We start from the raw sequence: 24,617 nt of genomic DNA, 5'->3' as shown, positions 1-24,617 counted from the left end.
GGGATCCCCACGGATCATGTAGTCACCGTGGTTCGCGTCCTGTCGCGGTGATATCGGACGTGGTGACGATATCCGCGATGTTCGTCAGGGCGTAACTGACCGCCGCCGTTTGCCAATCTGCGCTGAGGCTCGAGGTGGCGTCAGCGGCGAGGACTACACGGTACCCGTGGTCCGCGGCGTCGCGGACGGTGTGCTCGACGACCATGTTCGTCCACACTCCCGCAACGATGACGTCAGTGACCTCCAGGTTCCGCAGCAGACCGTCGAGTGGTGTTCCGTTGAAGCAGCTCATCCGGTTTCGGTGCAACACCGGCTCGTCCTCCCGGGCCTGAAGGCCGTCGAGTGACTGTGCGCCCCACGAGCCGAGGCGAAGTGAGTCCGGTCCGATCATCCGGAAGATCGGAGCGTTGTGCCCGCCGAAGGGACGACCAGGAAACGTGGCCTCACCCCATACGTATCCCAAATGCTGGTCCACGCCAGCGGTTCGGCGAGCGTCCCCGGCGTCATCGTGACCGCCGTCGCGCTGGCAGCGCTTCCCGTCCTGTGGTGCATGCCCGAGACTGCTCCCAGACGGGCGTCGCAGACCGGCGACAACTCGCACTGCGACCCACCGCAGCGGCAGTGGTAAACCAAGAACCAACGTCGGTGACACTGCATCCGAGGCGGAGACAGCGCGATGACGCCCATGACCCGCGGGACACGCGTGTGATTCCGTGTCAGAACTCCGACTCAGAGGAAGGATGGCCGCCAAAAGCGCTGCCCGGAACGATGATGCGGCTCCGAGCGCCGAGCATGTTTGACGCAGAGTGGCGCTGGTGGCTGATTATTCCGAGAGGAAGTCTGCCACCAAGCGGCTGAACCGAGCCGAGTGCTCGATCTGGACCCAGTGCCCGCAGCGACCGAACACGTGCAGTTGCGAACTCTCGATCAGTTCGAGCAGTCGAAGGGAGTTCGAGAGTGGGATCACCTGGTCGTCGCGGCCGTGCACGATCAAGGTCTCGTGTGCGAGTGCGGCGATTCGATCTTCGTCGACAGCCATCTCGTCGACACCGTTTTGGCGTGGGGCCGGGAACATCGCGCTGAACGCTTCCTGCACGCCGGGCCGCGTGGCGGCAGCGAGTCTGAGTTCGGCGAGTTCGTCGTTGACCAACGACCGGTCGTACGCGAAGATGTCGAGCAGTGACCGCATCGCGGGCAGCGAGGGTTCGAAGCCCCACACCGCGTCGAGGCCGGCGGTGATGTCGAAGGGCACCCCGACACTTCCCATCAGCACCAGCTTGTCGACGCGATCGGGGTGTTCGGTTGCGATGCGCAGAGCGAGCGAGCCGCCGAAACTGTTACCGACTATCGAGACCTTGTCGAGTCCGAGAGCGTCCAGGAAGCCGACGAGGTGCTCGGTCCACGTGGTGGAGTTGTAAGCCACGCCGTCCGGGCGTTCGGTGTATCCGAACCCGAGAATGTCCGGGGCCAGAACTCGGAAATTCTGTGCGAGAACGGGAATCGTCGTTCGCCAGTTCGCCCAGGCGGTGACACCGGGGCCGGATCCGTGGATGAGGACGACCGGGGCACCCTCGCCCTCGTCGTGATAGTTCGTGGCGATCCCGTTCACGTCGATTGTCTTCGCGATCTCGGGGCTGTGCTGAATCGATGTGGTCATATGCTTTTCTTCTTCCGTGCAACGTTGTGGTCGGGGGCGCCGGGACCACGCACAAACGACGTGGCACCGCAGTGGTCAGGTGACAACCGTGAGGAAGTCCTGGTCGAGTTCACGGTGCGTGAAGTTGATGCCCCTGGCAGCCTGATCCATTGTCCAGGTGATGGTTCGGAAATCCTTTCCGGTGCGGTATCCGCCGGAGAAGACTTCGTTGCGGTTGCCCGCGGGGTCGAAGAAGTAGATGGTTTCGCCGCGTGTGATGCCGTGACGAGCAGGACCGAAATCGATGGGCACGTCGTGCATCGAGAACACATCTCCGGCGTGCAGGAGGGCCGACCAGTCCGCGATGTGGTAGGCGAAGTGGTGGAGTTTGCCGTTCTCGCCCTGGACGAACGCGATGTCGTGAGGCTGTTCACCGCAGAACATCCAGGAGGCGACCAGTTCGGTGTTGTCTTCTCCGCCGACGAGTCGTTCGGCCGGTTGGAAGTCGAGGACCTCGGAGAAGAACCGCTCCAGGAGGGTGGGATCTTCGGTGGTGATCAGGGTGTGATCGAGGCGCGGTACTCCGATACCGCGGGTTCCGGCGCGCGGCCACGGGTCCGGATTCCACAGCCCCGTGGCGGTGCCGACGTACTCGATGTCGCTGTAGAGTTCCAGCGTGTGCTCCGACGGGAGCGTGATCCGTAGTCCGTCCCCGACGGACTGGTTGTCGCCCTTGCTCATTCGTTGGAAGGATGCGCCGAATGCTCGGACGCGGTTCTCGATCTCGGCGAGCGAGGCGTCGTCGGCTACTTTGTAGCCGAGCTTGACCAGTCCGACGCCGCCTTCGGTGAGAACGACCGAGTGGTGGTCTGCTTCGTCCCAGGATTTGAGGTACACGGTGCCGTCGTCTTCGTGGACGGCGTCCATGCCGAGCGTGTTGATGTAGTGGTTCTTCGATTCTTCGAGGTCGGTCACGTTGATGTGCACGTAGCCCAGACGCAGAACGGACATGGGGTATGTCTCCTAGGTGTTGGCGGGGGTGGACGGGGGTGCGCTCGGGGGTGCCGGTCGCGGCGTTCTCGCAATGGGGAAGACGTCGACGACGTGGTCTCGTGGGCCGAGTTCGATGGTGGAGTCACAGGTTGGTGCGGCTCGGCACGGCAGACATTTACCGGTACTGAGGGTCTCGTCGCTGCCCTCGATCACGGGGGCGCTGACGTGGGCGACATAGGTGATCTGCCCGTCGATCAGCGTGGCCCGGCAGGCGCCGCACCCACCGCGCCGGCATTTGTAGCGGGTCCGGTAACCCTGACGGCGTAGTGCGTCGACGATCGTCTCGTTCGTGCGAACCGTGATGCGAATCCGACCCGGAAGGATGGTCACCACGTACTCGCTCTCGGGGTGCGGCGCACCGGTCCCGCAGTCGACGGGGTCCTCCACTTCTCCTCCTCGAGGCGATGGGGTGGCGAGGGCGACAGGAGATCCTCCCGGCGGTTAACGGCGGCCGAAGTAGGACACGTCGTCGTTGCCGATGAGGTCCGGGACGGTCCAGCCGTCGAGGTCGTACTCGCTCATGAACTGCTCTGCTAGTCCCTTCATGCCGGACACCACGCCGGTGGCCTGCGCGCCGAACAGCAACTCCGCCTTGACGTTCTCGTGGTTTCCGGAGTAGTTGCGCTCGTACAGTTCGTGGCGCCCGCCGAACTCGCTGCCGATCGAATCCCACAGTGCCTTCATGACCTTCACGCGGTCTACCGCCGGGATTCCGTCCGAGCCGCGCACGTACTTGTCGAGGTAGGGGCGGATTTCCGTCGACTTGAAGTCGGCCGCCGAGGACGGGAGGTAGATCAGCCCGGAGGCGACGTCCTGTTCGATGATCTCCTTGATCCGGGGATAGCCCTGCATCATGAACATCCGGTAGGTCAGGCCGTATTCGAGCTTGGGAATCACGGTGTCGCCGATCCACTGCTCGGGATCGCGCGCCATCGATTCGGTCAGCGACCAGAACAGGTTCCGCCAACCGATGACCTCGCCGACCCGGGTCTGCACGCCGCGGAAGCCGCCGGCGCCGGTGCAGTCGAGGGCCTTCATCAGCAGCCCGGCGATGAAGTCGAGCTTGACCGCGAGCCGGGTGCAGCCCTGCAGCATCGCGCGCGGGAGGAAGCCAGACTGCGGGAAGAAGGTGTTGATCTTGTCGACGGCCCCGTACATGAAGACGTTCTCCCAGGGCACCAGTACCTTGTCGAAGACGAGGATGGCATCGTTCTCGTCGAACCGGCTCGACAGCGGGTAATCGAACGGGGTACCGGTGATCGCGGCGTTCTGCGCGTAGGAGGCCCGGGAGATCAGCTTCACCCCGGATGCGCCCATGGGCACCGTGCAGATCAGCGAGAATTCCTTCTTCTTGATCGGCAGCCCGTAGTGGGCGATGAAGTTGTAATTGGTGATCGCCGACCCGGTCGCGACGACCTTCGCGCCCGACACGATCAGGCCCGAGTCGGTCTCCTTCTCCACCTTCATGAACACATCGCCCACCTCATCCGGCGGGAGTTGCCGGTCGACCGGGGGGTTGACGATGGCGTGGTTCCAGTACAGGACCTTCTCCTGGGATTCGCGGTACCAGCGTTCGGCGTTGTCCTGGAACGGGGAGTACAGCTCCTTGTTGGCGTGCAGCGTCCCAAGGAACGAGGCCTTGTAATCGGGGGAGCGGCCCATCCAGCCGTAGGTCATCCGCGCCCAGGTGGCGATCGCGTCGCGGTCGGCGAGCACATCTTCGGTGGACGTGGCGGTACGGAAGAAGGGCATCGTCACCCCACCGTTGCCGGTGTCGGTCGGACAGGTGAGGGTGTCGACGTGCTCACCGGTGTGCAGGTTGTCGTACAACCGGGCGATCATGCGAACCGAGTTGCGAAATGCCGGGTGATTGGTGTGGTCCTTGACCCGCTCACCGTGCAACCAGATCTCGCGGTCGTCGGTGATCGACTCGATGTACTCGTTGCCGGTCATCGGCTTCGTGGCATAGATCTGGGGTTGGTTGACGGGTGCGTCCGCGGCTGGATTGACCTGCGTCGGGTCGGTGGAGGCCACGTCGGTGACCGGGGCAGTGGAGGTCATGGTGTTCCCTTCGATATGTCCGAGCTGTGAGGCAGAGAGTTGTGCGGATTACGCCGGTTGCCCCGCCATGAGGTGAAGTGGGGTGAAGGAGGTGGTCGCGTCGAACCAGCCGCTGTGCGGGTCGTCCATCGACCCGTTCCACGCGGAGCCCGACGAGGGGTCACCGAGATTGTGGAATTTGCTGCGGTAGAACAACAGTGGGTCGTCATTGCTGGTGGTCACGTCGACGATCTCACCGATGAAGATGATGTGGTCACCGCCGTCGTACTGGGCCCACGGTGTGCAGGACAAGGTGGTGGCCGCCCCGCAGAGCAAGGGGGCGGTCGGCCCGTCAGCCCACACCGGGCCGGGTACTTGCGGGCGTCCGGCGAAGTGCATCGCGGTGTGCACCTGATCGGCGCCGAGGATATTCACCGCGAACGGCGCGTCACTGAGGAAACCGCACGCCTTCGATTTGCGGGTGAGCGTCACCTGGCACAGCGCGGGTTCGAGCGATACCGAGGTGAACGCGGTCACCGTCGCGCCGTGGGGTTCACCGTCGGCGTTTCTGCAGGTAATGACGGTGACACCGCTGGCGAACTGCCCGAAAATGTCACGTAGGGTGCGTGCGTCCATGCGTGGCCACCTGCTTTCGTTCCGCTTTGCCGAGTCGACTTGACTTCGGGGTACGGACTCAAGGTATGACTGGGGTCACAGGGCTGGCGATCCACTCAGCGAAGGGGCTATCCACTCAACGCAACGAGAAAATCGCGGATCTGATCAGTAGTTTCTGGTGATATAACTCACTAGAAGCGACATTGTCAGGCGCGGCATCATCGAAGGACGCGCTGGAGAGGTTGGTGCGACTCTCGTGGAGAACCCAGGCGAGACCCCCCACTTCGAGGATTGGCACCACGTCCACGAAGCGGTCGCTGATGCGTACTTCCCGCACGTGATGAGGCCGCTGGCCGCCGGGGCCAAACCGCATGCGTCACTGGGAAGTGTCGATCTCGGATCATGTCGCATCACGCACATGGCGCTCGGCGGTGAGGTCACCGTGGTCTCGGAACACCCCGGCGCCTATGGCATCAACATCCCGGTCAGCGGAGAAATGAAGTCGGTGATCGAGCGCACCGAAGTGATCTCCGCGGTCGGGCAGGCCACCGCGTGCCCACCGAACGTCCGCACGGTGATCCCGCACTGGAACGCGGAATGCCGCCTGATCGGATTCAAGATCGACGAGGACTACCTGCGCCGCGAGATGGACCGCATTCTGGGCCGGCCCGGACGACAGCTACCCCTGCAACTCGATCTCCGCAGTGACACCGCACAGAGCTGGTTGAAATTCCTGCGTTCGACCTACGACCAGATCGACTCCAGCGACAACCTGCTGCGAAACGACTTGATGCTCGCCCAATTGGCCGGGGCCGTCACCACAGGGTTCGTCCTCGCCGCGGTACCCGACGAGGAACCCGGGCGGTTCACCGACCGTCCCCGCGTCGTAAAGCGTGTTCTCACAGCGATTCACGATGATCCTGCACGCGCATGGACACCGGGAGACATGGCCGAGATAGCGGGAGTCAGCGTGCGAAGGCTGCAACAGGCATTCCGCGAGTACGTCGGGATGACGCCCTTCGCCTATCTGCACGAGGTCCGGCTCGAATGCGCGCACGCGGACCTCAGGGCTGCGGCACCACCCACAACGGTTTTGGACATCATCTTCCGTTGGGGTATCACCCATTCTGGAAGATTCGCGGCCGAGTACCGCCGTAAGTACGGTGTATCTCCCTCGAAGACACTCACGAGCTGAGTCACATACAGCTGCTGCTGGCTTCGATTACGACAGAGCGCATCTCACGCTCGGTGTCATGCGCAGGTGTACGGGCGAGACAGCCGGGCCAGAGTGTTCGCCGTCCCGGCGGTCGTATCGTGAGCAACCTGATGACCACGCAACTGTCATCCAGAAGCCAACTTCCGCAGGGGCATGCACCCGGTCCACCACCGCATCACCCCCCGACGACGTCAACCGGATGGTGGTCGCGCTCGATGCCGCCGTGTCGACGGCATCGCGGTCGCCCAACCTCACCCATGCCTGTCTGGCCACACACTGCTGCTGCCCGGTATCGGCTCCATCGCGGAACTCGGACAAGCTCTGCGCGACGCCGCCGACGACCTCGTCCTGGCCGGTGCTAGACCGACCGGTCTGCGTCGACCGTCGCACTCTGCTCCTTGGGTCGGCTGCCGCGGCCTCGTCGGCGCGCAGGAAGGTCTCATCGTTGGTACTGCCCGCGATCTCCTTGCAGAAGCTTCGGCGGGCGTAGCGAGCAAAATTGTCGTTTGAGTCAGGCGCCGGTGATGGTGATTGCGCCGAGGTTGGTGAATTCGGCGACGATCTGTTGCCCGGGTTCGACGCAGACGGCGTCGGTCATTCCGCCGGTGAGGACAATCCAGCCCGCTTCGAGGGCGAGGCCGCGTTCGGCGAGAGAGTTCGCCGCGAGGGCGAGAGCGGCCGCGGGATGGCCTTGGACGGCAGCGCCGGTAGCGGTGTCGATGACGGCGCCGTCTACCGACAGAACACAAGTTTCGAGGGCTAGGTCCAGGTCGGCGGGGTGACGTTCGATTCCGCCGAGGACGAATCTCGCTGAGGATGCGTTGTCGGCAACGACGTCCGGCAGGGTGAAACGGAAGTCGGTGTAGCGGCTGTCGATCACCTCCACACCGGCGTACACGGACCGTACAGCCGCCATCGCGGACGCCGCAGTCACACCTGGACCTTCCAGCCTCTCGCCGAGGACGAAGACGATCTCGGGTTCGACACGGGGGTGGATGAGTTCGTCGGTCGGAACCGGCGCCCCCGCTTCGAGAACCATGCCATCGGTGAGCCACGCGGTGAGTGGCGAGCGGATGCCCATCCGCTGTTGCTTCGCGCGGGACGTGAGGCCGAGTTTGACGCCGACACGTTTCTCACCCAGTGCCACCTTTCGGGCGATCAGTCGGTCCTGCACCTGGTAGGCGGTCTCGAGGTCGAGCGCAGTCCAATCGTCGGTGATGGGGTGTCGATCAGTGCGAGTTGCCTCGGCCGCGAGGAGAACATCGGCTGCCGTCTCCACAGTCCAGAGAGAGTCGCGGCTCATCAGGTCTCTTCGCGTTGTTCCGCAATGACATCGGCTGTGGTGACGATCTCCGCGATGTTCGTCAGGGCGTAGCCGACCGCTGCAGCTTGCCAGTCCGCGCTCAGGCTCGACGTGGCGTCGGCAGGGAGGATTGCGCGGTAACCGTGGTCGGCTGCGTCGCGGATGGTGTGCTCGACGGCCATGTTCGTCCACACGCCCGAGACGACGACATCGGTGATGCCGAGGTTTCGCAGCAGACTGTCGAGCGGTGTCCCGTTGAAGCAGCTCATCCGGTTACGCAAAAGTACGGGCTCGTCGTCTCGAGCCTCGAGTCCGTCCAGCGCCTGGGCGCCCCACGAGCCGAGGCGGAGCGAGTCCGGACCGATCATCCGGAAGATGGGGGCGTTGCGGCCGCCGAAGGGTCGACCGGGAAAGGACACGATGTGGTTGTGAACTACGGGTACAGATTTCGTCCGAGCCCAGTCAAGCAACTCGCCGACGTGCGTGAGTAGTTGTTGTTCCTCCGCGTGTGCAGCGGCGCCGAAGGACGCGTACGCGCCGTCCCGGTGAACGTTGTCGTTTTGAAGGTCGATCAGGACGAGTGCGGTGCGGTCCGAGTCAAGCGTGAGGTTGGTCATGAGGCTCTCTATTGGATGCGGCTCGGTAAGGGGAGGTTCTCGGAGGAATGCGAGTCGATGAGCCAACCGGTCGCATAGGCATGGCTTGCCGCGACGACGTCCTGGATTGTTGCGAGCTCGTCTTCGTCGCGGGGTCCATAGACCATCACGAAGCCGGGTGAGAGCCGGGTTCCCGCCCACGGGTGCATCCGCCCCCACCCATGGGCCACGAGGTCGGCCGCCAGATCGGCAGGCAGGGTGAGGTGCAATGAGCCGTCGTACTGCGGATGCAGATGCGCGAACTCTCCTGCCGACGGAACGAGATACGCCTGCTCGTCGGGCCCTCGGTCTTCGAGACTGAAACCGACTGCTCCGGGCACTGAGATGTGTGAGGCACCGACGGTGACGCCGGCCATCTCGCGGACGTGCGCGAGCAAACGTTCCTGCAGATGGACGGGGGCATTGTCGGTCCTCTGCTGCTGGGGGATCGACCACGACACACGCGGGTGGGGGCCACGACGGTCTGGTAGCCGACCGCCCGGGACGGTCGGCCACCGGACAGCGGCTCGCGGGCCGCCGGAAGGCACGTGCTGGTGCTTCACGAAGCGCAGTCGATGCGCAATCCATTCTCCCAGAGCTGACACCACGGTCGCGGACAGCCCGTGTCCGCCGGGGTCGCGGTGCGCTTCTGTGGGTGCACCGGAATCGCTGAGTAGGTAGTTCCAGGTGCGTTCGAGCAGCTCGGCCGGGATGACATGGTCCTGGTCACCTTGGGCGACAAAGACCGGAAGGTGAGCGAGACGGGCAGGCTCCACCGAAAGGCCCGCGTCGAAGGGCAGAGTCCCGTACAGGACAGCAGCGCCGGTGAAGCGGGCAGGGTCGTCGAGGATCAGGCCGCCGGCGAACGCTGCTCCACCGCTGAAACCGACGAGAATCACCGGACGCCCGGTCGGCGCGACGGAGTCGAGCCAGCTCCGGAACCACTTCATGGACAGGGCGATAGAGGCGGCAAGGGGCCTGCCGATCCCGCGATTGGCAAACCAGGCGAACCCAGATCCCTCGGCAAGTGGGGCGCGCACCGCGGTGTAGGCGATGTCTCCCGGTAACTGGGTTGCCAGCGAAAGGATTTCGCGCTCGTTCGACCCGCGTCCGTGGAGGAGCACCACCAGGGGAGCGGTCGGGTCGGCGGAGCCGTACGTGGCGGTGACGGGTTGGCCGAAGGCCACTGCGCTCATGATTGCTCGATGTCGTCGACGGTCACTGGGTGTCCACCTTCCAGTTGGTCGTTCCGGGGCGATACCGGCGAACTGTCGTTACAGGGCGATTTTTCGCACACGGAACAGCTGTTGCCTGGTGACGGCGTTGCAGCCGACGGCGAGAAACTCCTGCCGCACACATCATGGTTGATGCTTCAAGTAAAGCCTAGTTGATTTAGTTGTCGTGTCAAGTAATGGAGGTAGGCTACTGGTGTGGAAACGAGGTGGCTGAACGCGGATGAACGGGCAACGTGGCTCCGATTGGTCGCCGTCGTCGAACTGCTACCCGGCGTCCTGGACTCGCAATTGCGACGGGACGCAGGCGTCACTCACTTCGAGTACTTCGTACCCGCCATGCTGTCCGAGGCAACCGACCACACCCTGCGGATGACTTCGCTGGCCCAACGCACCAGCGCAACTCTGCCCCGACTGTCCCATGTCATCCGGCGTTTGGAGAGGAGAGGATTCGTGGAGCGAAACCCGTGCCCCGAGGATGGCCGGGCGAGCAATGCGCGACTTACGGCGGCAGGGTGGGATGAGGTCGTCGCCGCTGCGCCCGGACACGTCCGTACCGTGCGCCGCAACGTCCTCGACCCGTTGACGCCCGCACAGCTGACCCAACTCCGCCGCATCGGTGAAGCATTGTTGACGCAACTCGATCCAGAAGGGCGGATGACCGGGCTCTACAACCCCGCGGACACCGTGGGCGATGCGCCGGCGAGGTGAAGTGCGATGTGATTCGGGCTGCGCACTCGGAAGTGGAGTCCGACCAGAGTTCGATACCGAAGCTGCGACGCCGGAATCAATTCTTCCGTGCGGCGCCGACACCGAGTTCCATCAAGTCTTCTCCGACGAGTATCTCGCCTGAGAAGTCTCTTCCAGCTTCGAGCCACCGCTCTGGCGGATTGTGCGCTGGTGCCAGATGGGTGAGCACGAGCGTCCGCACACCCGCTCGCTCAGCCACTTTCCCGACATCCTCGATCGGTGTGTGCGAGTTGACGAGGTGATCGATCTTCGCTTGCTGTGCCGGGCTGGGCGGGTCCGGAAAGAGTCCTTCCACCCACGCAATGTCGATCACCTCGTGGACGAGTATGTCCGCGCCCCTGGCAAGCTCGACAAGATTGTCACATGCGTTCGTATCTCCGGACACTACAACCGATCCGTCGGCGGTATCGAAGCGGAAGGCAAAGGCAGGAAACACCGGTGCGTGATCGACCAGCGTGGCCGTGACTCGCACCCGTTCGTCCTCGAACACAGGGAACGGTGACATGCGTGGTGCCACATCGATGTTCGGATCGACGGTGATGCCGACCGGAAGTTCGATATCGTGAACGGCGATCAGCGAGTGCGGGTCGGGCTTGAGGCTGTCTCGCATATTGTCGTTCAGATCGTTCGCGAATGCCTGGTAGAGGTATTCGGTGGTATCGCGCAGTCCCGGAGTCGGATTCGACGCATTCAGAACGGGGGGCTCCGGAGCGGACGAGATGCCGAGCGGCACGAGCGAGGGGCGGGCACCCGGGCCGAAGACCTGAAGGGGCGTTGGACGGCTCGCCAAACCGTCCGATGACCCGAAGGTGAGGATATTCGGGTAGTCGACGATGTGGTCGGAATGAAGATGGGTAACGAAGGCTGCCTCGAGCCGCTCGAGGCCGTGAAATTCCTCCTGTCTCCCCAGTCCTGCTTGTAGGTACCGCCTCGCCCATCCTTCCCCGAAGTCGACCAGGTACACCGAGTCCTCCACCACGACAGCGGTAGATATTCCCTTCCGCTCCGAGCCACCCCACCACGTCCGGCCGGCGGCTGTCCCCAGCAACACGAGGCGTGTCCGAACATCAGCTGCACTGCTCGAGGAACCGACCGGTCCCGCTTCGGCTACGTGACCGTCCTCCGTGCATCCACTGAGAGCGGTGGATGCTACGGCGGCACCGGACATAGACAGTGCCACCTGGACGAACGAGCGCCGAGAGATTCCGGCGAGAGGACGAGCGGTATCGCACATTGAATCAGTTCCAATCGATAAGCGCGTCGGACAGCGCGAATACACGGTTTCCGACAGGATCAGGGAGTACTCGGTTTCCGGCGATGGTCGTCAGCCCCCGCTTCGGGGCGCGCCCACACCGATCACATCCAGGTCCCGGCCGATGATCAGCTTTCCGTCGAAACCGTCCCTGGCCGCCTCGAACCGTTCGTCCGCGCCGTTTCCCGGGACGATGTGGGAAAGTGCCAACGTCTTCACGCTCGCCTCCTGCGCGACCCGCCCCACGTCCTCGACGAGGGTATGAGCGTTGATCAGATGCTGGAATATCGATTCCTGCTTCGCGTCCCGAGGTTCCGGGAAGAGCGATTCCGGCCAGGACTTATCGATCACCTCATGGACGAGGACGTCGGCGTTCCTGGCCAACGGCACCAGGTTGGGATTCTTTCCGGTGTCACCCGAGAAAACGATCGAGCCGTCGGGGGTGTCGAAGCGGTACGCCAGGGCGGGGAAAACCGGCGCATGGTTGACGAGTGTTGCGGACACCTTGACGTGATCATCTTCGAAGAAGACGAAGGGATCCATCTCCGGGCAGGGCTGCCCATTCGGATCGGACAGATACTGCGCGGGGACGGGGACGTCTTTCGCCTCCCACATCTGTTCCGGGCGCGGCTTGGCGTTGTCGAACAGCCTGTCATTGAAATCCGCGGCGAATGCTTGCACCAACAAGTCGGCCATCTCGCGAGTACCGGGCGTGGGATTTTCCGGGTTGACCGGAGCCGGGGGCGTACCACCGCCGAAGAACGGTGGAACCTGGCCGCGGTTTCCTGGCCCCCAGATGGGGATTCTATTCACGAACTGGAGACCGTTGTACATTCCCTCACTGAGAATGTTATTGAGGTCGACGATGTGGTCGGAATGGAGATGAGTAAGGAACACTCCCGCCAGTACATCGAGGGGACCATCGAAATCCGTGTCGTAGTTCCTACCCAGCTTGGCGTTTCGGAGCTGACGCATCACCCCGTGACCGGCGTCGATGAGATAGAACCGATCGTCGACCACAACGGCGGATGCGATACCTTCACGAGTTCCTCCCGGCCAGTACGGTGGCCCGCCCGATGTGCCGAGCAGAATGAGGCGCGTGCGCTGATTGGCATAGGGTTCGGGACCGTAGGGGCGTGCGTCGAGCGCGACGCCGCCACCACCGGTGTCTGCATCGGACGAGCATGCTGCCGCAGTGGCGGTCGCCGCAGCGCCGATCGCCAGGCTGGCGAGAATCCTCCTTCGCGAGACTCCCCTGGATTCGAGGCCTGCAACTATGTCACACAACGAAATCAGCCTTTCCTGTTGTCCATGCGGACGTTCGTGCTCGGTGAGTGGTGCATCGTGGTCCGAGTTGTCATGCCGGTGCCGGTCCCGGCCTTCGGTCCATTCGTCGCCCGTGTGCGGAACAGTGGATCGGCCACGGAATCGGCGGCGGATGCAAGAGTGCGGAGTGTGGCGGTGGCGCGATGACGAACGCACCGCCACACTCTTGCGCCGGCTACTTCACGACGCGGATCGCGTGGTCCTCGACGTACTCGCTCATGCCAGCTTCGCCGAACTCCCGTCCGATACCGCTCTGCTTGACACCGCCGAAAGGCATGCGCAGGTCGAGGGATTCGAACGCGTGCGAGTTGATGAACGTACTGCCGGCCTCGATCTGACGCGCGATCGCAAGCCCGCGATCGATATCGGTCGTCCAGACTGATGAGCCGAGCCCGTATTCGGAATCGTTCGCCCACTCCACGACCTGGGTTTCGTCGTCGTAGGCGATGAGGGGGATGACGGGGCCGAACTGCTCACAACTGCTGATCGGCGCGGAGTGTTCGACGTCACGAACCACATGCGGGAGAACGTAGTAACCGTCGACGGCCGAGTCGAGCTTCTTTCCGAGCTGGACGATGTTCGCGGAGGAGTTCTTCGTCCCCTCGATCAGATTCGTGACGCTGTCGAACTGGGCCTTGTTGTTCAGCGGTCCGAAGCTGGCGTTTTCGTCCAGCCCGTGTCCGACGGCGTACTGGTCGACTCGTTCGCAGAAGGCGTCGGCGAAGGTGCGGTACAGCGAGCGGGGCACGTAGATGCGCTTGACCGCGAAGCAGATCTGCCCGGATCGGGTGAACACACCCTTGAGCATTCGGTCGAGCGCGGCATCGATGTCGACATCGTCGAGGACGACGGCCGGGTCGTTGCCACCGAGTTCGAGGGTCAGATTCTTGATCGTGCCTGCGGCCGAGGCCATGACGTGCCGGGCGGTGGCGGTGCCGCCGGTGAACCCGACCTTGCGCACCAGCGGATGGGAGGTGAGTGCCTGCCCGACGTCCGCGTTTCCGTGAACGACGTTGACCACACCCTCGGGAAGTTGTTGCGCGATGCGTTGCAACGCCAAGGTCAGCGCGGCAGGCGCGAACGGGGACGGCTTGAGCACGATGGTGTTACCTGTGGCGAGCGCGGGCGCCAGCTTCATCATGGTCAGCACCACGGGCATGTTCCACGGCACGACCGCTGCGACGACGCCCCGGGGAACACGCTCGATGCTGATGAAGCTCTGCTCGTCGTCGTACTGGACGGGTGTGAAGAACCCGTCGACGAGACTCGCGGTGTGCTGGAGCACACCGGTGCCGAGGGCGAAGTCGGTCTGCGCTTCCCACAGCACACCGCCGTGCTCGCGGACGAGCAGCGGCGCGAGATCCTCCGCGCAGCCGGCGAGCACGTCTGCGGCGCCGAGCAACAGCTGAGCCCGCTCGGCGGGCGGGACGTTCCTCCACGACGCGAACGCGCGGTGCGCCAGTTCCACCGCCTGGTTCACATCGGCGGGGGTGCCGACTGCGACACGGGCGACGACGTCGTCGAGGCGGCCCGGGTCACGGACCTCGTCGTAGCTGTCGACGTCGGTCAGGGTGTGGCCGATGAGGTGGCCGATCGACAGGACATCGTGGGTGGTGGTCATGAAATTTGCTCCTTGGCTGGTTGCAGAGAAGATGGTTTGCCGGTGCGGAGGTGTACTCAGAACACGACAACTGGCTTGATCGTCGACCCGTCCGCGGAGTCGGCGAACGCAGTGTTGATGTCGGCGAGGGAGTAGGTGCGAATCAGCTTGTCGAACGGGAATCTGCCCTGTTTCCACAGTTCGACCAATCGGGGGATGAACACCTGGGGCACCGAACTGCCCTGGATGATCGTCTTGAACGTCCACCCCTTGACCAGCGACGCGCCGATCTCGAAGTTCACCTCGGTGCCCGGTGCGGCGGCGCCGACGAGGGCCAGTGTTCCTCGAATTCCGAGGGAATCGGCGGCTTGGCGCAGCACCGCCGGTACCGCGGTCGTGTCGATGGCGTAGTCGACGCCGTCCCCGTTCGTGATCTTCTTCAGTTCGTCGACGACATCGACGGTGCCGGCGTTGACGGTGTGCGTGGCGCCGATCTGCTGGGCGAGCTCGAGCCGGGAATCGTGGAGGTCGACGGCGATCACGGTGGTGCATCCGGCGACGCGGGCTGCCATTATCGCGGCCGAGCCGACGGCGCCGGTCCCGAACACCACGAGGGAGGTTCCCGGCTCGGGACGCAGGTCGTTGAGGACGGCGCCGGCACCGGTCTGCAGGCCACAGCCGAGCGGGGCGAGGGTGGCGAGTGGCGCTCCGGGATCGACCTTGACGACGCTGGTCTCGACGACGTTGGCGTGCGTCGCGAACGAGGACTGCCCGAAGAAGTGGGAGGAGATCGGCGCGCCGTCCACCGACAGTGCCGTCGTGCCGTCGTGTCGGCGGCCGCCGAAGTCTTCTTCGAAGAGGTTCTCGCAGTATGCCATTCGACCGGACCGGCACTGCCTGCAGTGCCCGCAGTAGGCGGCGGACAGGACGACGTGATCACCCACATCGACGGTGGTGATTTCCTCTCCGATCGCCTCGACGACGCCGGCACCCTCGTGGCCGAGGACGGCGGGGAGAGGGGTGGGGTAGATGCCGTCGCGCACGATGGCGTCGGTGTGGCAGATGCCGGTGGCGACCATCCGCACCCGCACCTCGTTCGAACGCAGCCCGTCGAGCTGCAGCTGCTCGATGGTGAGTGGTTCGCCGGTGTTGCGGGCGACGGCGGCGGTGACGGTCGTGGTCATGAACTCTCTTCTCTCGGAATGAAACGGCTATCCGGTCAGCTCGCTGCGGCCTCGACAAGGGCGGCGGCGAGCGGCTCCGGCTGGGTGAGCTGGGATTCGTGGCTGCCAGGGGTGTAGATCACGGGTGCGCCTGGAAGCCGTTCGGTGAAGCGAGGGGCCCAACCGAATTCCCCGGGCGGCAGGGCGAGGTCATCCTTGGACAGCACGTAGGTAGAGGGCAGTTGGAGTCGTTCCCACTCGTCGAGGTCCAGGGACTCGTTCATGGTGTGGAACGGTTGGCTTTCGAGCAGTGGATAGACGATGCGTTGGGTCTCGGGGGTTGCGTCCTGCATGAAGGCGGCGCAGAACACTTCGAACGGGAACGTCACCGAGTTGTCGGTGGAGGCTGCCGCGGAGGCGCGGAACATGTCGCCGTAGGCGGGCGGGCACAGATCGATCAACGACTCACCGCTGTGCGGAACGAACGCACTCCAGTAAACCAACCGGGAGATGCGTGTCGCGAGCCGTGCGGAGGCGCCGGAGACGGGGAAGCCGCCCCAGCTGTGACCGACGAGGACGATGTCCGTGAGATCTCGCTTCTCCACGTAGTCGACCAGGTATTCGATCGTATCGGCGAGGTGTATGCCGGCTTTCGTGTCTTCGGTGCCGAGTCCGGGCAGGGTCGGCATGTACACGCGATGTCCCTGAGCGCGCAGATAGCCGGCCACGGGCCGCCAGGACCAGCCGGCGTGACAAGCGCCGTGGACGAGCACGAAGGTTGTGGACATGGTGTCTCCTATCGAGGGGTGTCAGCGTCGTTCCGACGATGCCGAGGCAGTGGGCTGCGAGGTAGCGGGAACGGTGCTCGACGGGTGAGGTGTGCTTGCAGCCGATCGGCTGACCAGCGCGACCGCGAGGCAGCCGAGCGCGGCGAAGGCCGCGAACGCGTAGAAGTTCCACTCGACGCCGAGCGCGGAGGAGGCGATCCAGCCGCCGAGGATCGGCCCGACGATGGCGCCGACCCGGCCGAGTCCGAGTGAGAGGCCCAGAGCGGCGGCGCGCTCGTTCTCACCGAAATACGTGGCGACGTAGCCATTGACGAGAATCTGGGTGCCGACGGTGCCGAGCCCGGCGACGGCGACCACGGCCATGGCTGCGGACACCGGCAGTCCTGTTCCCAGGGCGAGGATGGCTACGACGGCGAGCAGGAAGGACGTGACGGTCACCGGTTTGCTGCCGAATCGGTCAGCGGCTCTCGAGGCAGCGAGTGCGCCGACGATGGCTCCGAGGTTGAGCACCAGAAGGAAACGCAGTGAGCTACCCAGCGAGTAGCCCGACTGGCGCATGATGTTCGGCAACCAGGTGTTGACCCCGTAGACCAGGAGCAGGCCGCAGAACGAGGCGACGACGAGAAGGAGCAGGGGGATCCGGCGGGGCCCGGTCACCAGCGATGCCATGCTTCCGTTCGACGTGGTGGCCGACGGTGCGGGGAGGTCGATCCCGAACTTGTCGGCGAGCGCCCGCGCTTCGATGATTCGGCCCTTGCCGGCCAGGAACGCCGCGGATTCGGGGAGGTACCGCCAGGCCAGGGGCACGATGGTGACCAGCGGCAACAGACCGAGGGCGTACATGATTCGGAAACTGTTCTCCGGGAGCAGAGCCAGCGCTGCGAGGGCGGAGAGCATGCCCCCGACGGAGTAGCCGCTGTACATGAGTGCGTTGTTGAACTGCCGGCGCGACGGCGGTGAGTACTCGACGGTCAGTGCGATGACGGTGGGGACGACACCACCGAGACCGAGACCTCCGAGGAATCGCAGCAGGCCGAACACCTCGGGGTTGGGGGCGAGCGCGGTGAGGCCCATGATCACCGAGAAGGAGATCAGCGAGCCGAGCACGATGGCGCGGGCGCCGACCCGCGAGGCCAGCCAACCCGACAACAGCGCCCCGAGCAGCATTCCGACGAGCGCGTAGCTGCCGACCGCACCGATCTGGCCCGCGGTGAGCTGCCAGGGTTCGTAGGCGAGGAGCGACGGAACGGTGGCGCCGTAGACGACCAAGTCGTATCCGTCGTAGACGATGATGACGAAGCAGAGGGCGACGATCGAGGCACTGGAACGCCGGGTGCCGGGGCCGTCCAGTGTGGATGCGGTCAGGGGGTTCAACTGTTTCCTCCGGGAGTGTGGGTATCTGGAGGTAATGCCGGGGAGTTCGTTCGCACCCGTGGGTGCGGGACCGGTGGGTGCCGGTCGGCGGTGAGCCGCGAGAATGATGTGTGAGCACTGTCACTATGTGACATGATTCGATAGTATGTCAATACTGATGACACATTTTGTTGGTCGATGGTTTCGATCACGGGCGAAGGGATGGCACTCATGCGACCACGGGCACTCGTGTTCGATCTGTACGGCGAATACTTCCGCTATACCGGCGGGGCGGCCAAGCTCGGGGCCCTGACCGAACTGATGGGAGTCTTCGGCGTCGAGCCGGCCACGGTGCGGGTGGTGATGACACGCCTACGCAAGGAAGGGTGGTTCGACTCGGCGAAGAATGGGCGCGAGGTGTCGTACCTGCTCAACGACAAGAGTTGGCACCTGCTCGACGACGGCCGCACCCGCATCTTCGAGCGACACTTCGACGAGTGGGACCGCACCTGGACGCAGGCGCTCGTCGACGACTCAGGCCTCGATCGGGAACGGCGCAAACGGATCGAAACCGCACTGACCTGGTGGGGATTCGGGCAGTACGGCGGTTCCGCGTGGTTCTCGCCGCACGATCGCGAGAAGCAGCTGCGCGAAATGCTCTCGGGTGACGACGAGCTTCATATTCAGTTCCTGCGCAGCCAGACGGCGGGCCTGCCGAGCGACCGGCTCATCGCGGAGCGTTGCTGGGATCTGCGTGAACTCGGCGCCGACTACCAGGGGTTCATCGAAGAGTTCCAGCCCAGGCTCGCGCGCTACCGCCGAGGCCTGGGCGGCCAGGCGGCCCTCGTCGAACGGATGCAGCTGATCCAGGAGTACCGGAAGTACCCCTTCCGTGACCCCGACCTGCCCGAATCGCTCCTGCCTCCGGGATGGCGCGGCCGGGTCGCGCACGAGGTCTTCACCGAGTGCCACGACACGCTGCGCGCAGATTCCGAGGAGTTCGTCGCCGAGATCGCCGCAAACATGTAACAAACCTCTTGACCTTTCGATAATTTATGTCACATAATTGGAGGAGAGTCAGCCCGAGATCCGGGCCACAGTCACATGAGGGGCCGACATTGATGTCCATCCCAGATCAGAATTCGTCGCCTGGCGCAGCACCACTGCGCGTCGCCTGCATCGGCGGTGGACCGGGCGGATTGTTCTCCGCCATCGCGTTGGCACAGACCGTGCCGGGCTCGACGATCGACGTCTTCGAACGCAACAACGAATCCGACGTCTTCGGCTTCGGGGTCGTGTTCTCCGACGCGACGCTCGACAACGTCGACCGGATCGATCCCGTACTGCGGGACGCTCTGGCCGAGCACGGCAGGCACTGGGACACCATCGAGGTGCGCAGCAAGGGTGTGACCACATCCGCCGGCGGCAACGGAATGTCCGCCGTGCACCGACGGGTGCTGCTCGGAGCACTGCAGGACCGAACGACCGAACTGGGCGCGCGCCTTCATTTTTCGACCACCGTGGATGTCGACGCGCTCGACGCCGGCGGTGAGTACGACCTGATTATCGCCGCCGACGGCGCGAACTCTGCGTCGCGGGAACGCTTCGTGGACGAGCTCGGGCATTCGGTAGACGAGGCCGCGGTCAAGTTCATCTGGTTCGGCACCACGTTCCAGTTCGACGGACTGACCTTCCTGCACAAGCAGTCCGAGCACGGCAATTTCGCCGTGCACGCATACCCGATCGGCTCCGACCTGAGCACGTTCATCGTCGAAACCGACGAGGGCACCTGGCGCCGCGCGGGCCTGGACGGCTTCGACATGTCCACCCCGCCCGGGCAGTCGGACCTGGTGTCCCAGCGCTACCTCGAGGAACTGTTCGCCGATCAGATCGACGGACACCCGTTGGTGGCGAACAACTCTCGGTGGGCGAACTTCCGCACCCGCCGCACCCGCCGCTGGCACGTCCGCGCCGCGCAGGGCACCCCCGTGGTCGTCCTCGGCGACGCCGTGCACACCGCCCACTTCTCGGTCGGCTCCGGCACCAAGATGGCCATGGAAGATGCTGCCGTCCTCGCCCAGACCGTCGCCGATCATCGCGGCGACCTCGATGCCGCCCTGGCCGCGTTCGAGGACATCCGTCGCCCGCAGGTCGCGAAGATCCAGGACTCGGCGATGCCGAGCCTGTCCTGGTGGGACCACTTCGGGGAGTACTACCGCGCACTCGAACCGTGGCAGTTCGGATTCCATTTCTTCAGCCGCGCCATCTCGGCCGAGAAGATGCGCGTGCGCGACCCCCGGTTCGTCTCCGACGCCGAGCGCGCCTGGAACACCCAGCACGGTGCCACGCCCCTGGATACCCCGCTGGCCATCGGCGCCGTCACGCTCGGGTCCCGGCTGCTACAGATCACCGAATTCTCCAACGATTCCCTGCATTTCAGCGACGGAACGACTTCGGTGGTCGCCGAAACATCCACCGGCGAACCGGACGTGGCGGCGATCTTCACCGCACCGGACGCAGACCGGACCTCGCTCGACGTCGTCACCCGCACCGAACTCGATGAGCTGTGTGCGCAGAAGCCGGTTGCTGTCGCGGTCCGCGGAGGCACTGCCCTCTCCCGCGTGCTGTGCGCCGAACACATCCGCTTCACCCATCGCATCCCGGTGATCGTCGTCGACCAGCCCACATCTCTGCGCGCCCGGCGCGCTGTCGACGAACAGGACTGCGCCGCAACATTGATCCTGTCCGGTCGCGCCGACGCCGTCGCCTTCGAACCCACCGCCGACGCGCATCCGCGTGTCCTCACCTCCGCCGAGGTCGCGAAATGACACTGACACACACTCCCGCGCCGACGAACACACGACTGAACCGACTGTTCGCCCCGACGTCGATCGCCGTCGTCGGAGCATCCGCCTCCCCCGGGAAACTGGGGTCGGTGATGCTCGACGCGATCAACCGTGGCAGCGACGGCACCGTGACCGCCTACGGGATCAACCCCAAGGGCGCGGGCGACGGATTCCACGTGTCGCTGGCCGCCGCCACCGAATCGCACGGCGCGCCGATCGACCTGGCCGTGCTCTGCATTCCGGCCGCGGCCACCCCAGCCGCGCTGCGTGAAGCCGCGGACCGCGGCGTCGGCGCCGCACTGATCTGCTCGGGCGGATTCGCCGAGGCCGGCCCCGACGGTATCGCGCTGCAGAATCAGCTCGCCGACATCACTGCCGAGACCGGGATCCGGTTGCTCGGCCCCAACACCTCCGGCTTCTTCCGCCCGGGAAACACCACCGTGAGCTTCGTGCCGACGGTCGAACACATCAGCCGCGGCACCGTCGCGGTCGTCGCGGCCAGCGGCGGCATGAATCACGCCCTGTCGTTCCTGCTCTCCGAGCAGGGGGTCGGCGTCGGACTCGGGGTCGGGCTGGGCAACAGTGTCGACGTGACCAGCGTCGACGTACTCGAATACCTGCGCGAGGACCCGGCCGTCACCGCCATCGCGCTCCACGTCGAATCCGTCGACGACGGCCAGGCCCTCCTCGCCGCGGTGCGTACGGTCACTGCCGAGAAGCCGATCGTGGCGATCGTCGTCGGGCGCAGCGACGTCTCCGCCTTCTCCGAATCGCACACCGGCGCCCTCGCGACGTCCTGGAAGACCACCCGGGCGCTGCTGGCCGAGGCAGGCGCCGTGGTCGTCGACTCCGAGCGGCAACTCGTCGATGCGCTCGCCGTGCTCAGCCGCACCCGGTTGCCCGCCGCCCCGACCCCCGGCATCGGCCTCGTCACCGCCCAGGCCGGCCCCGGTCTGATGATCCTCGACGAATTGCTCGCCCAGGACGTGCAGGTGCCCACCCTCACCGGATCGACCCAAGCGCGGTTGTCGGAACTGCTGCCGCCGTTGACGTTCCAGGCCAATCCCGTCGACACCGGTCGGCCCGGCGCCACCTTCGGCAACGTATTGGCGACCGCAGCGGCCGACCCCGGGATCGACGCCCTCGCGGTCTACGCCCTCGCCGAACCCGACGCCATCGATCTCGCCGCCGCCGTCCGCGAATCCGGAGTACACACCGACGTGCCCGTCGTACTCGGCATCGGCGGGCCCGGAGACGCCGTCGGCAAGACCTCCGCGTCGGCCGCAGAGATCGGTGTCCCGGTACTGCCGAGCCCGACCGCCCTCGCCACCGGCATCAGTGCGCTGGTACACGACGCACGAAGTCGCTACCTGCGCGCCGCCGACCCCCGGCCGACCGCTACCGCCACGGCCCCGGCACTCTCGCTACCCGCCGACGAGGCCACCGCCAAGGACCTCCTCGACGCCCTCGGAATCGCCACACCCCAGAGGCGCGTCTGCGCCGACCGCACCGCCGCACACCAGGCCCTCGCCGAACTCACGCTTCCGGTCGCGGTGAAGATCCTCGACGCCACGGTCGTGCACAAGACGGAGATCGGTGGAGTCCACCTGGGGATCCGCACCGCGGAGGACCTCGACACCGCACTCGACGCACTCGACGCCATCAACGCACCTGCGTATCTGGTCGAGAGCATGGCCACCTCCGGGGTGGACGTGTTCCTCGGCGCCCGCCGCGATCCGGTGTTCGGGCCCATCGTCGTCGCCGGTCTCGGCGGCACGGCGGCAGAAGCCATCGGCGATGTCACCATCCGCAGCCACCACCTCACCCACGCCGCGGCCGCCGCCATGCTCGACGACCTCCAGTGTGCGCCGTTGCTCGACGGCTGGCGCGGCGGCCCCGTCCTGAACCGGGACGAGTTCGCCCACCTCGCCGTCACCGTCGCCGGCTACCTGGCCACTCATCCCGAGATCAGCGACATCGAGATCAATCCACTGCGGCTGACCCCGACCGGACTGACGGCCCTCGACGCGGTCATCCTTCCGGCACCGAATCGGCCCACCGCACTCGAAGGAGAGCTGCAATGAGCACCCGCACCCCGCTGTCCATCGAGGGTGTCGTGCCCTGGCCCGACGAGGTCGTCGAACAGTACCGCAAGGCCGGGTACTGGCAGGGCACGTCGATCGGCTCCCACATCGCCGAACAGGTCGACCGCCGACCCGACGACGAAGCCCTCGTCGACGGCTCCACCCGCCTGACCTACCGGCAACTATGGGACAAGGCCGCCTCCTGTGCCCAGTACCTGCTCGACCTGTCGATCGCTGCCGGTGACCGGATCGTGCTGCAACTGCCCAACAGCTGGGAGTTCGTCGCTCTCACCCTGGCGTGCTTCCGGACCGGCGTCGTCCCCGTGATGGCGCTGCCCGCGCACCGGCGGCACGAACTCACTCACCTGGCATCGCTGTCCGAGGCCACCGCGATCGTCGTCGCCGACACCGACCGCGACACCGACCTGCGCCAGATCGCCCAGCACGTCGCCGCCGAGGTCCCCAGCATCCGGACCGTGCTCGTCCACGGAGAACTCTCGAACGACGCGACGCCGCACGCACCCGAGCGCGCATTGGCCGCCGGCATGGACACCCCCGTTCGGTTCACCGACGCCGAATACGAACCCACCGGCGCCGACGTGGCCTGCCTGCTGCTCTCCGGCGGCACCACCGGACTGCCCAAACTGATCGTCCGCACCCACGACGACTACGTCTACAACGTCCTCCGGTGCAACGATGTCACCGAATTCGACTCCGACACCGTCTATCTCGGGACCTTGCCGAGCAGTCACAACTTCCCACTGGCGTGTCCGGGCATTCTCGGTGCGCTGTTCGCCGGCGGCCGCACCGTCATGCTGCCCTCGCCGGCCCCCGAGCGAGCCCTGCGCACCATCGACGCCGAAGGCGTCACCGTCGCCACCGTCGTTCCCGCCGTCGCCCAGACCTGGATCGAGCACCAACGCGAGCACCACACCATGACCGGCCGCACGCTGCGGGTGCTCCAGGTGGGCGGATCCCGCATGCCGGACGAACTCGCCGCCCGCGTCGAACCCGTCCTCGGCGCCCGCCTGCAGCAGGTATTCGGGATGGCCGAGGGTCTGATCAACATGACGCGTCTCGACGACGACCCGGAGATCATCACCAACACCCAGGGCCGACCGGTCAGTGAGGCGGACGAGATCGCCGTCGTCGACGAGATCGGCGAACCGGTACCCGACGGCACCCCTGGCGCCCTGCTCACCCGCGGCCCCTACACACCGCGCGGCTACTTCCGGGCACCCGAGCACAACGCGAAAGCGTTCACTCCCGACGGGTGGTACGCCAGCGGCGACATCGTCGTCCGCCGCCCCGACGGAAACCTGGTGGTCGCCGGCCGCGACAAGGACATGATCAACCGCGGCGGGGAGAAGATTTCCGCCGAGGAAGTCGAGAACTTCGCGTACCAGATCGACGGCGTCGAGATGGCCGCCGCGGTCGCCATGCCCGACCCCAAACTCGGTGAAAAGCTGTGCCTGTACCTGTCGCTGACCGAAGGCCACGACATCACCCTCGACGACGTCGTCGCTATCATGAACGAGGCCGGCGTCGCCCGATTCAAACTCCCCGAGCGGCTCGTCATCGTCGATCAGATGCCCACCACCAAGGTCGGAAAGATCGACAAGAAGGCCATGCGCGAAGACATTCGCCAACGCCTCGCGCAGGAACACGCCGCGTCGTAAGACTTCCGAGGATCGGCGACGTGTATGGCGCCGTCGCCGATCCTCG

Annotated in this window: 22 protein-coding genes; 7 read left to right on the top strand and 15 right to left on the bottom strand. The window is 65.3% G+C overall.

The window, feature by feature from the left end:
• Positions 1–22: 22 nt before the first annotated feature.
• Complete coding sequence (locus tag OYT95_RS20875; protein ID WP_268788889.1) at positions 23–391, bottom strand: cysteine hydrolase family protein; 369 nt, start codon at positions 389–391, stop codon at positions 23–25.
• A 72-nt stretch (positions 392–463) separates the two neighbouring features.
• Here OYT95_RS20875 and OYT95_RS20870 point away from each other — a divergent pair, with 72 nt between their 5' ends.
• Positions 464–628 (top strand): hypothetical protein, encoded by a 165-nt coding sequence (locus OYT95_RS20870; RefSeq protein WP_268788888.1) that lies wholly within the window; start codon positions 464–466, stop codon positions 626–628.
• A gap of 195 nt (positions 629–823) precedes the next feature.
• Here OYT95_RS20870 and OYT95_RS20865 read toward each other — a convergent pair whose 3' ends face one another.
• From OYT95_RS20865 to OYT95_RS20845, 5 genes are all read right to left on the bottom strand, one after another.
• Complete coding sequence (locus tag OYT95_RS20865; RefSeq protein ID WP_268788887.1) at positions 824–1,657, bottom strand: alpha/beta fold hydrolase; 834 nt, start codon at positions 1,655–1,657, stop codon at positions 824–826.
• 75 nt (positions 1,658–1,732) lie between these two features.
• Positions 1,733–2,647 carry a catechol 2,3-dioxygenase gene (locus OYT95_RS20860; RefSeq protein WP_268788886.1) on the bottom strand — a complete coding sequence of 305 codons (915 nt, stop codon included), beginning with the start codon at positions 2,645–2,647 and terminating at the stop codon, positions 1,733–1,735.
• 12 nt (positions 2,648–2,659) lie between these two features.
• Positions 2,660–3,076, bottom strand: coding sequence for a 2Fe-2S iron-sulfur cluster-binding protein (locus OYT95_RS20855; RefSeq protein WP_268788885.1), 417 nt, complete (start codon positions 3,074–3,076; stop codon positions 2,660–2,662).
• A gap of 54 nt (positions 3,077–3,130) precedes the next feature.
• Positions 3,131–4,750, bottom strand: a complete 1,620-nt coding sequence (locus OYT95_RS20850) for a 4-hydroxyphenylacetate 3-hydroxylase family protein (RefSeq protein ID WP_268788884.1) — start codon at positions 4,748–4,750, stop codon at positions 3,131–3,133.
• A gap of 48 nt (positions 4,751–4,798) precedes the next feature.
• Complete coding sequence (locus tag OYT95_RS20845; RefSeq protein ID WP_268788883.1) at positions 4,799–5,365, bottom strand: flavin reductase family protein; 567 nt, start codon at positions 5,363–5,365, stop codon at positions 4,799–4,801.
• Between the two features lie 235 nt (positions 5,366–5,600).
• Here OYT95_RS20845 and OYT95_RS20840 point away from each other — a divergent pair, with 235 nt between their 5' ends.
• Positions 5,601–6,539 carry an AraC family transcriptional regulator gene (locus OYT95_RS20840; protein ID WP_268788882.1) on the top strand — a complete coding sequence of 313 codons (939 nt, stop codon included), beginning with the start codon at positions 5,601–5,603 and terminating at the stop codon, positions 6,537–6,539.
• A gap of 532 nt (positions 6,540–7,071) precedes the next feature.
• On the opposite strand, the gene OYT95_RS20835 is transcribed toward OYT95_RS20840, so the two are convergent.
• From OYT95_RS20835 to OYT95_RS20825, 3 genes are read right to left on the bottom strand one after another with little or no spacing between them, the layout of a single operon-like run.
• Positions 7,072–7,863: a 2-keto-4-pentenoate hydratase gene (locus OYT95_RS20835; RefSeq protein ID WP_268788881.1), complete on the bottom strand. Its 792-nt coding sequence runs from the start codon at positions 7,861–7,863 to the stop codon at positions 7,072–7,074.
• Entirely contained in the window at positions 7,863–8,480 is a 618-nt protein-coding gene (locus OYT95_RS20830; RefSeq protein WP_268788880.1) for a cysteine hydrolase, read from the bottom strand. Before OYT95_RS20830 ends, OYT95_RS20835 begins: the two co-directional genes overlap by 1 nt.
• Positions 8,481–8,488: 8 nt before the next feature.
• Positions 8,489–9,694, bottom strand: a complete 1,206-nt coding sequence (locus tag OYT95_RS20825) for a luciferase domain-containing protein (RefSeq protein ID WP_268788879.1) — start codon at positions 9,692–9,694, stop codon at positions 8,489–8,491.
• A gap of 234 nt (positions 9,695–9,928) precedes the next feature.
• On the opposite strand from OYT95_RS20825, the gene OYT95_RS20820 reads away from it, so the two are divergent.
• Positions 9,929–10,441: a MarR family winged helix-turn-helix transcriptional regulator gene (locus tag OYT95_RS20820; RefSeq protein WP_268788878.1), complete on the top strand. Its 513-nt coding sequence runs from the start codon at positions 9,929–9,931 to the stop codon at positions 10,439–10,441.
• Between the two features lie 76 nt (positions 10,442–10,517).
• Here the strand turns inward: OYT95_RS20820 and OYT95_RS20815 are convergent, their stop codons facing one another.
• The 6 genes from OYT95_RS20815 to OYT95_RS20790 all read right to left on the bottom strand — a co-directional run bounded on the left by OYT95_RS20815 (position 10,518) and on the right by OYT95_RS20790 (position 17,983).
• Entirely contained in the window at positions 10,518–11,444 is a 927-nt protein-coding gene (locus OYT95_RS20815; protein ID WP_268788877.1) for an MBL fold metallo-hydrolase, read from the bottom strand.
• A gap of 360 nt (positions 11,445–11,804) precedes the next feature.
• Positions 11,805–13,220, bottom strand: coding sequence for an MBL fold metallo-hydrolase (locus tag OYT95_RS20810; protein WP_268788876.1), 1,416 nt, complete (start codon positions 13,218–13,220; stop codon positions 11,805–11,807).
• 13 nt (positions 13,221–13,233) lie between these two features.
• Positions 13,234–14,679 carry an aldehyde dehydrogenase family protein gene (locus tag OYT95_RS20805; RefSeq protein WP_268788875.1) on the bottom strand — a complete coding sequence of 482 codons (1,446 nt, stop codon included), beginning with the start codon at positions 14,677–14,679 and terminating at the stop codon, positions 13,234–13,236.
• A 56-nt stretch (positions 14,680–14,735) separates the two neighbouring features.
• Entirely contained in the window at positions 14,736–15,842 is a 1,107-nt protein-coding gene (locus OYT95_RS20800) for an NAD(P)-dependent alcohol dehydrogenase (RefSeq protein ID WP_268788874.1), read from the bottom strand.
• Positions 15,843–15,877: 35 nt separating this feature from the next.
• A complete protein-coding gene (locus tag OYT95_RS20795; RefSeq protein ID WP_268788873.1) occupies positions 15,878–16,609 on the bottom strand; it encodes an alpha/beta fold hydrolase in 732 nt (243 codons plus the stop codon).
• A gap of 21 nt (positions 16,610–16,630) precedes the next feature.
• Positions 16,631–17,983, bottom strand: coding sequence for an MFS transporter (locus OYT95_RS20790; protein WP_268788872.1), 1,353 nt, complete (start codon positions 17,981–17,983; stop codon positions 16,631–16,633).
• Between the two features lie 210 nt (positions 17,984–18,193).
• Here OYT95_RS20790 and OYT95_RS20785 point away from each other — a divergent pair, with 210 nt between their 5' ends.
• From OYT95_RS20785 to OYT95_RS20770, 4 genes are all read left to right on the top strand, one after another.
• On the top strand, positions 18,194–18,991 hold the full coding sequence (locus OYT95_RS20785) for a PaaX family transcriptional regulator (RefSeq protein ID WP_268788871.1): 798 nt from the start codon (positions 18,194–18,196) through the stop codon (positions 18,989–18,991).
• Between the two features lie 92 nt (positions 18,992–19,083).
• Positions 19,084–20,790, top strand: a complete 1,707-nt coding sequence (locus OYT95_RS20780) for an FAD-dependent monooxygenase (protein ID WP_268788870.1) — start codon at positions 19,084–19,086, stop codon at positions 20,788–20,790.
• Positions 20,787–22,892: an acetate--CoA ligase family protein gene (locus tag OYT95_RS20775; protein ID WP_268788869.1), complete on the top strand. Its 2,106-nt coding sequence runs from the start codon at positions 20,787–20,789 to the stop codon at positions 22,890–22,892. The genes OYT95_RS20780 and OYT95_RS20775 overlap by 4 nt, the downstream gene beginning before the upstream one ends.
• A complete protein-coding gene (locus tag OYT95_RS20770) occupies positions 22,889–24,571 on the top strand; it encodes a (2,3-dihydroxybenzoyl)adenylate synthase (RefSeq protein ID WP_268788868.1) in 1,683 nt (560 codons plus the stop codon). The genes OYT95_RS20775 and OYT95_RS20770 overlap by 4 nt, the downstream gene beginning before the upstream one ends.
• Positions 24,572–24,617 lie beyond the last annotated feature (46 nt).

Source organism: Rhodococcus sp. JS3073 (assembly GCF_026810085.1).
Taxonomy (GTDB): Bacteria; Actinomycetota; Actinomycetes; order Mycobacteriales; family Mycobacteriaceae; genus Rhodococcus_F; species Rhodococcus_F wratislaviensis.
The sequence above is the reverse complement of the archived record's forward strand: the minus strand, read 5'-3'. Positions and strand labels throughout refer to the sequence as shown.

Coding starts and splice junctions, on each gene's coding strand:
- OYT95_RS20875 (WP_268788889.1), bottom strand. CDS start 391: ATGATCGGACCGGACTCACTTCGCCTCGGCTCGTGGGGCGCACAGTCA.
- OYT95_RS20870 (WP_268788888.1), top strand. CDS start 464: ATGCTGGTCCACGCCAGCGGTTCGGCGAGCGTCCCCGGCGTCATCGTG.
- OYT95_RS20865 (WP_268788887.1), bottom strand. CDS start 1,657: ATGACCACATCGATTCAGCACAGCCCCGAGATCGCGAAGACAATCGAC.
- OYT95_RS20860 (WP_268788886.1), bottom strand. CDS start 2,647: ATGTCCGTTCTGCGTCTGGGCTACGTGCACATCAACGTGACCGACCTC.
- OYT95_RS20850 (WP_268788884.1), bottom strand. CDS start 4,750: ATGACCTCCACTGCCCCGGTCACCGACGTGGCCTCCACCGACCCGACG.
- OYT95_RS20845 (WP_268788883.1), bottom strand. CDS start 5,365: ATGGACGCACGCACCCTACGTGACATTTTCGGGCAGTTCGCCAGCGGT.
- OYT95_RS20835 (WP_268788881.1), bottom strand. CDS start 7,863: ATGAGCCGCGACTCTCTCTGGACTGTGGAGACGGCAGCCGATGTTCTC.
- OYT95_RS20830 (WP_268788880.1), bottom strand. CDS start 8,480: ATGACCAACCTCACGCTTGACTCGGACCGCACCGCACTCGTCCTGATC.
- OYT95_RS20825 (WP_268788879.1), bottom strand. CDS start 9,694: ATGAGCGCAGTGGCCTTCGGCCAACCCGTCACCGCCACGTACGGCTCC.
- OYT95_RS20805 (WP_268788875.1), bottom strand. CDS start 14,679: ATGACCACCACCCACGATGTCCTGTCGATCGGCCACCTCATCGGCCAC.
- OYT95_RS20800 (WP_268788874.1), bottom strand. CDS start 15,842: ATGACCACGACCGTCACCGCCGCCGTCGCCCGCAACACCGGCGAACCA.
- OYT95_RS20795 (WP_268788873.1), bottom strand. CDS start 16,609: ATGTCCACAACCTTCGTGCTCGTCCACGGCGCTTGTCACGCCGGCTGG.
- OYT95_RS20785 (WP_268788871.1), top strand. CDS start 18,194: ATGCGACCACGGGCACTCGTGTTCGATCTGTACGGCGAATACTTCCGC.
- OYT95_RS20780 (WP_268788870.1), top strand. CDS start 19,084: ATGTCCATCCCAGATCAGAATTCGTCGCCTGGCGCAGCACCACTGCGC.
- OYT95_RS20775 (WP_268788869.1), top strand. CDS start 20,787: ATGACACTGACACACACTCCCGCGCCGACGAACACACGACTGAACCGA.
- OYT95_RS20770 (WP_268788868.1), top strand. CDS start 22,889: ATGAGCACCCGCACCCCGCTGTCCATCGAGGGTGTCGTGCCCTGGCCC.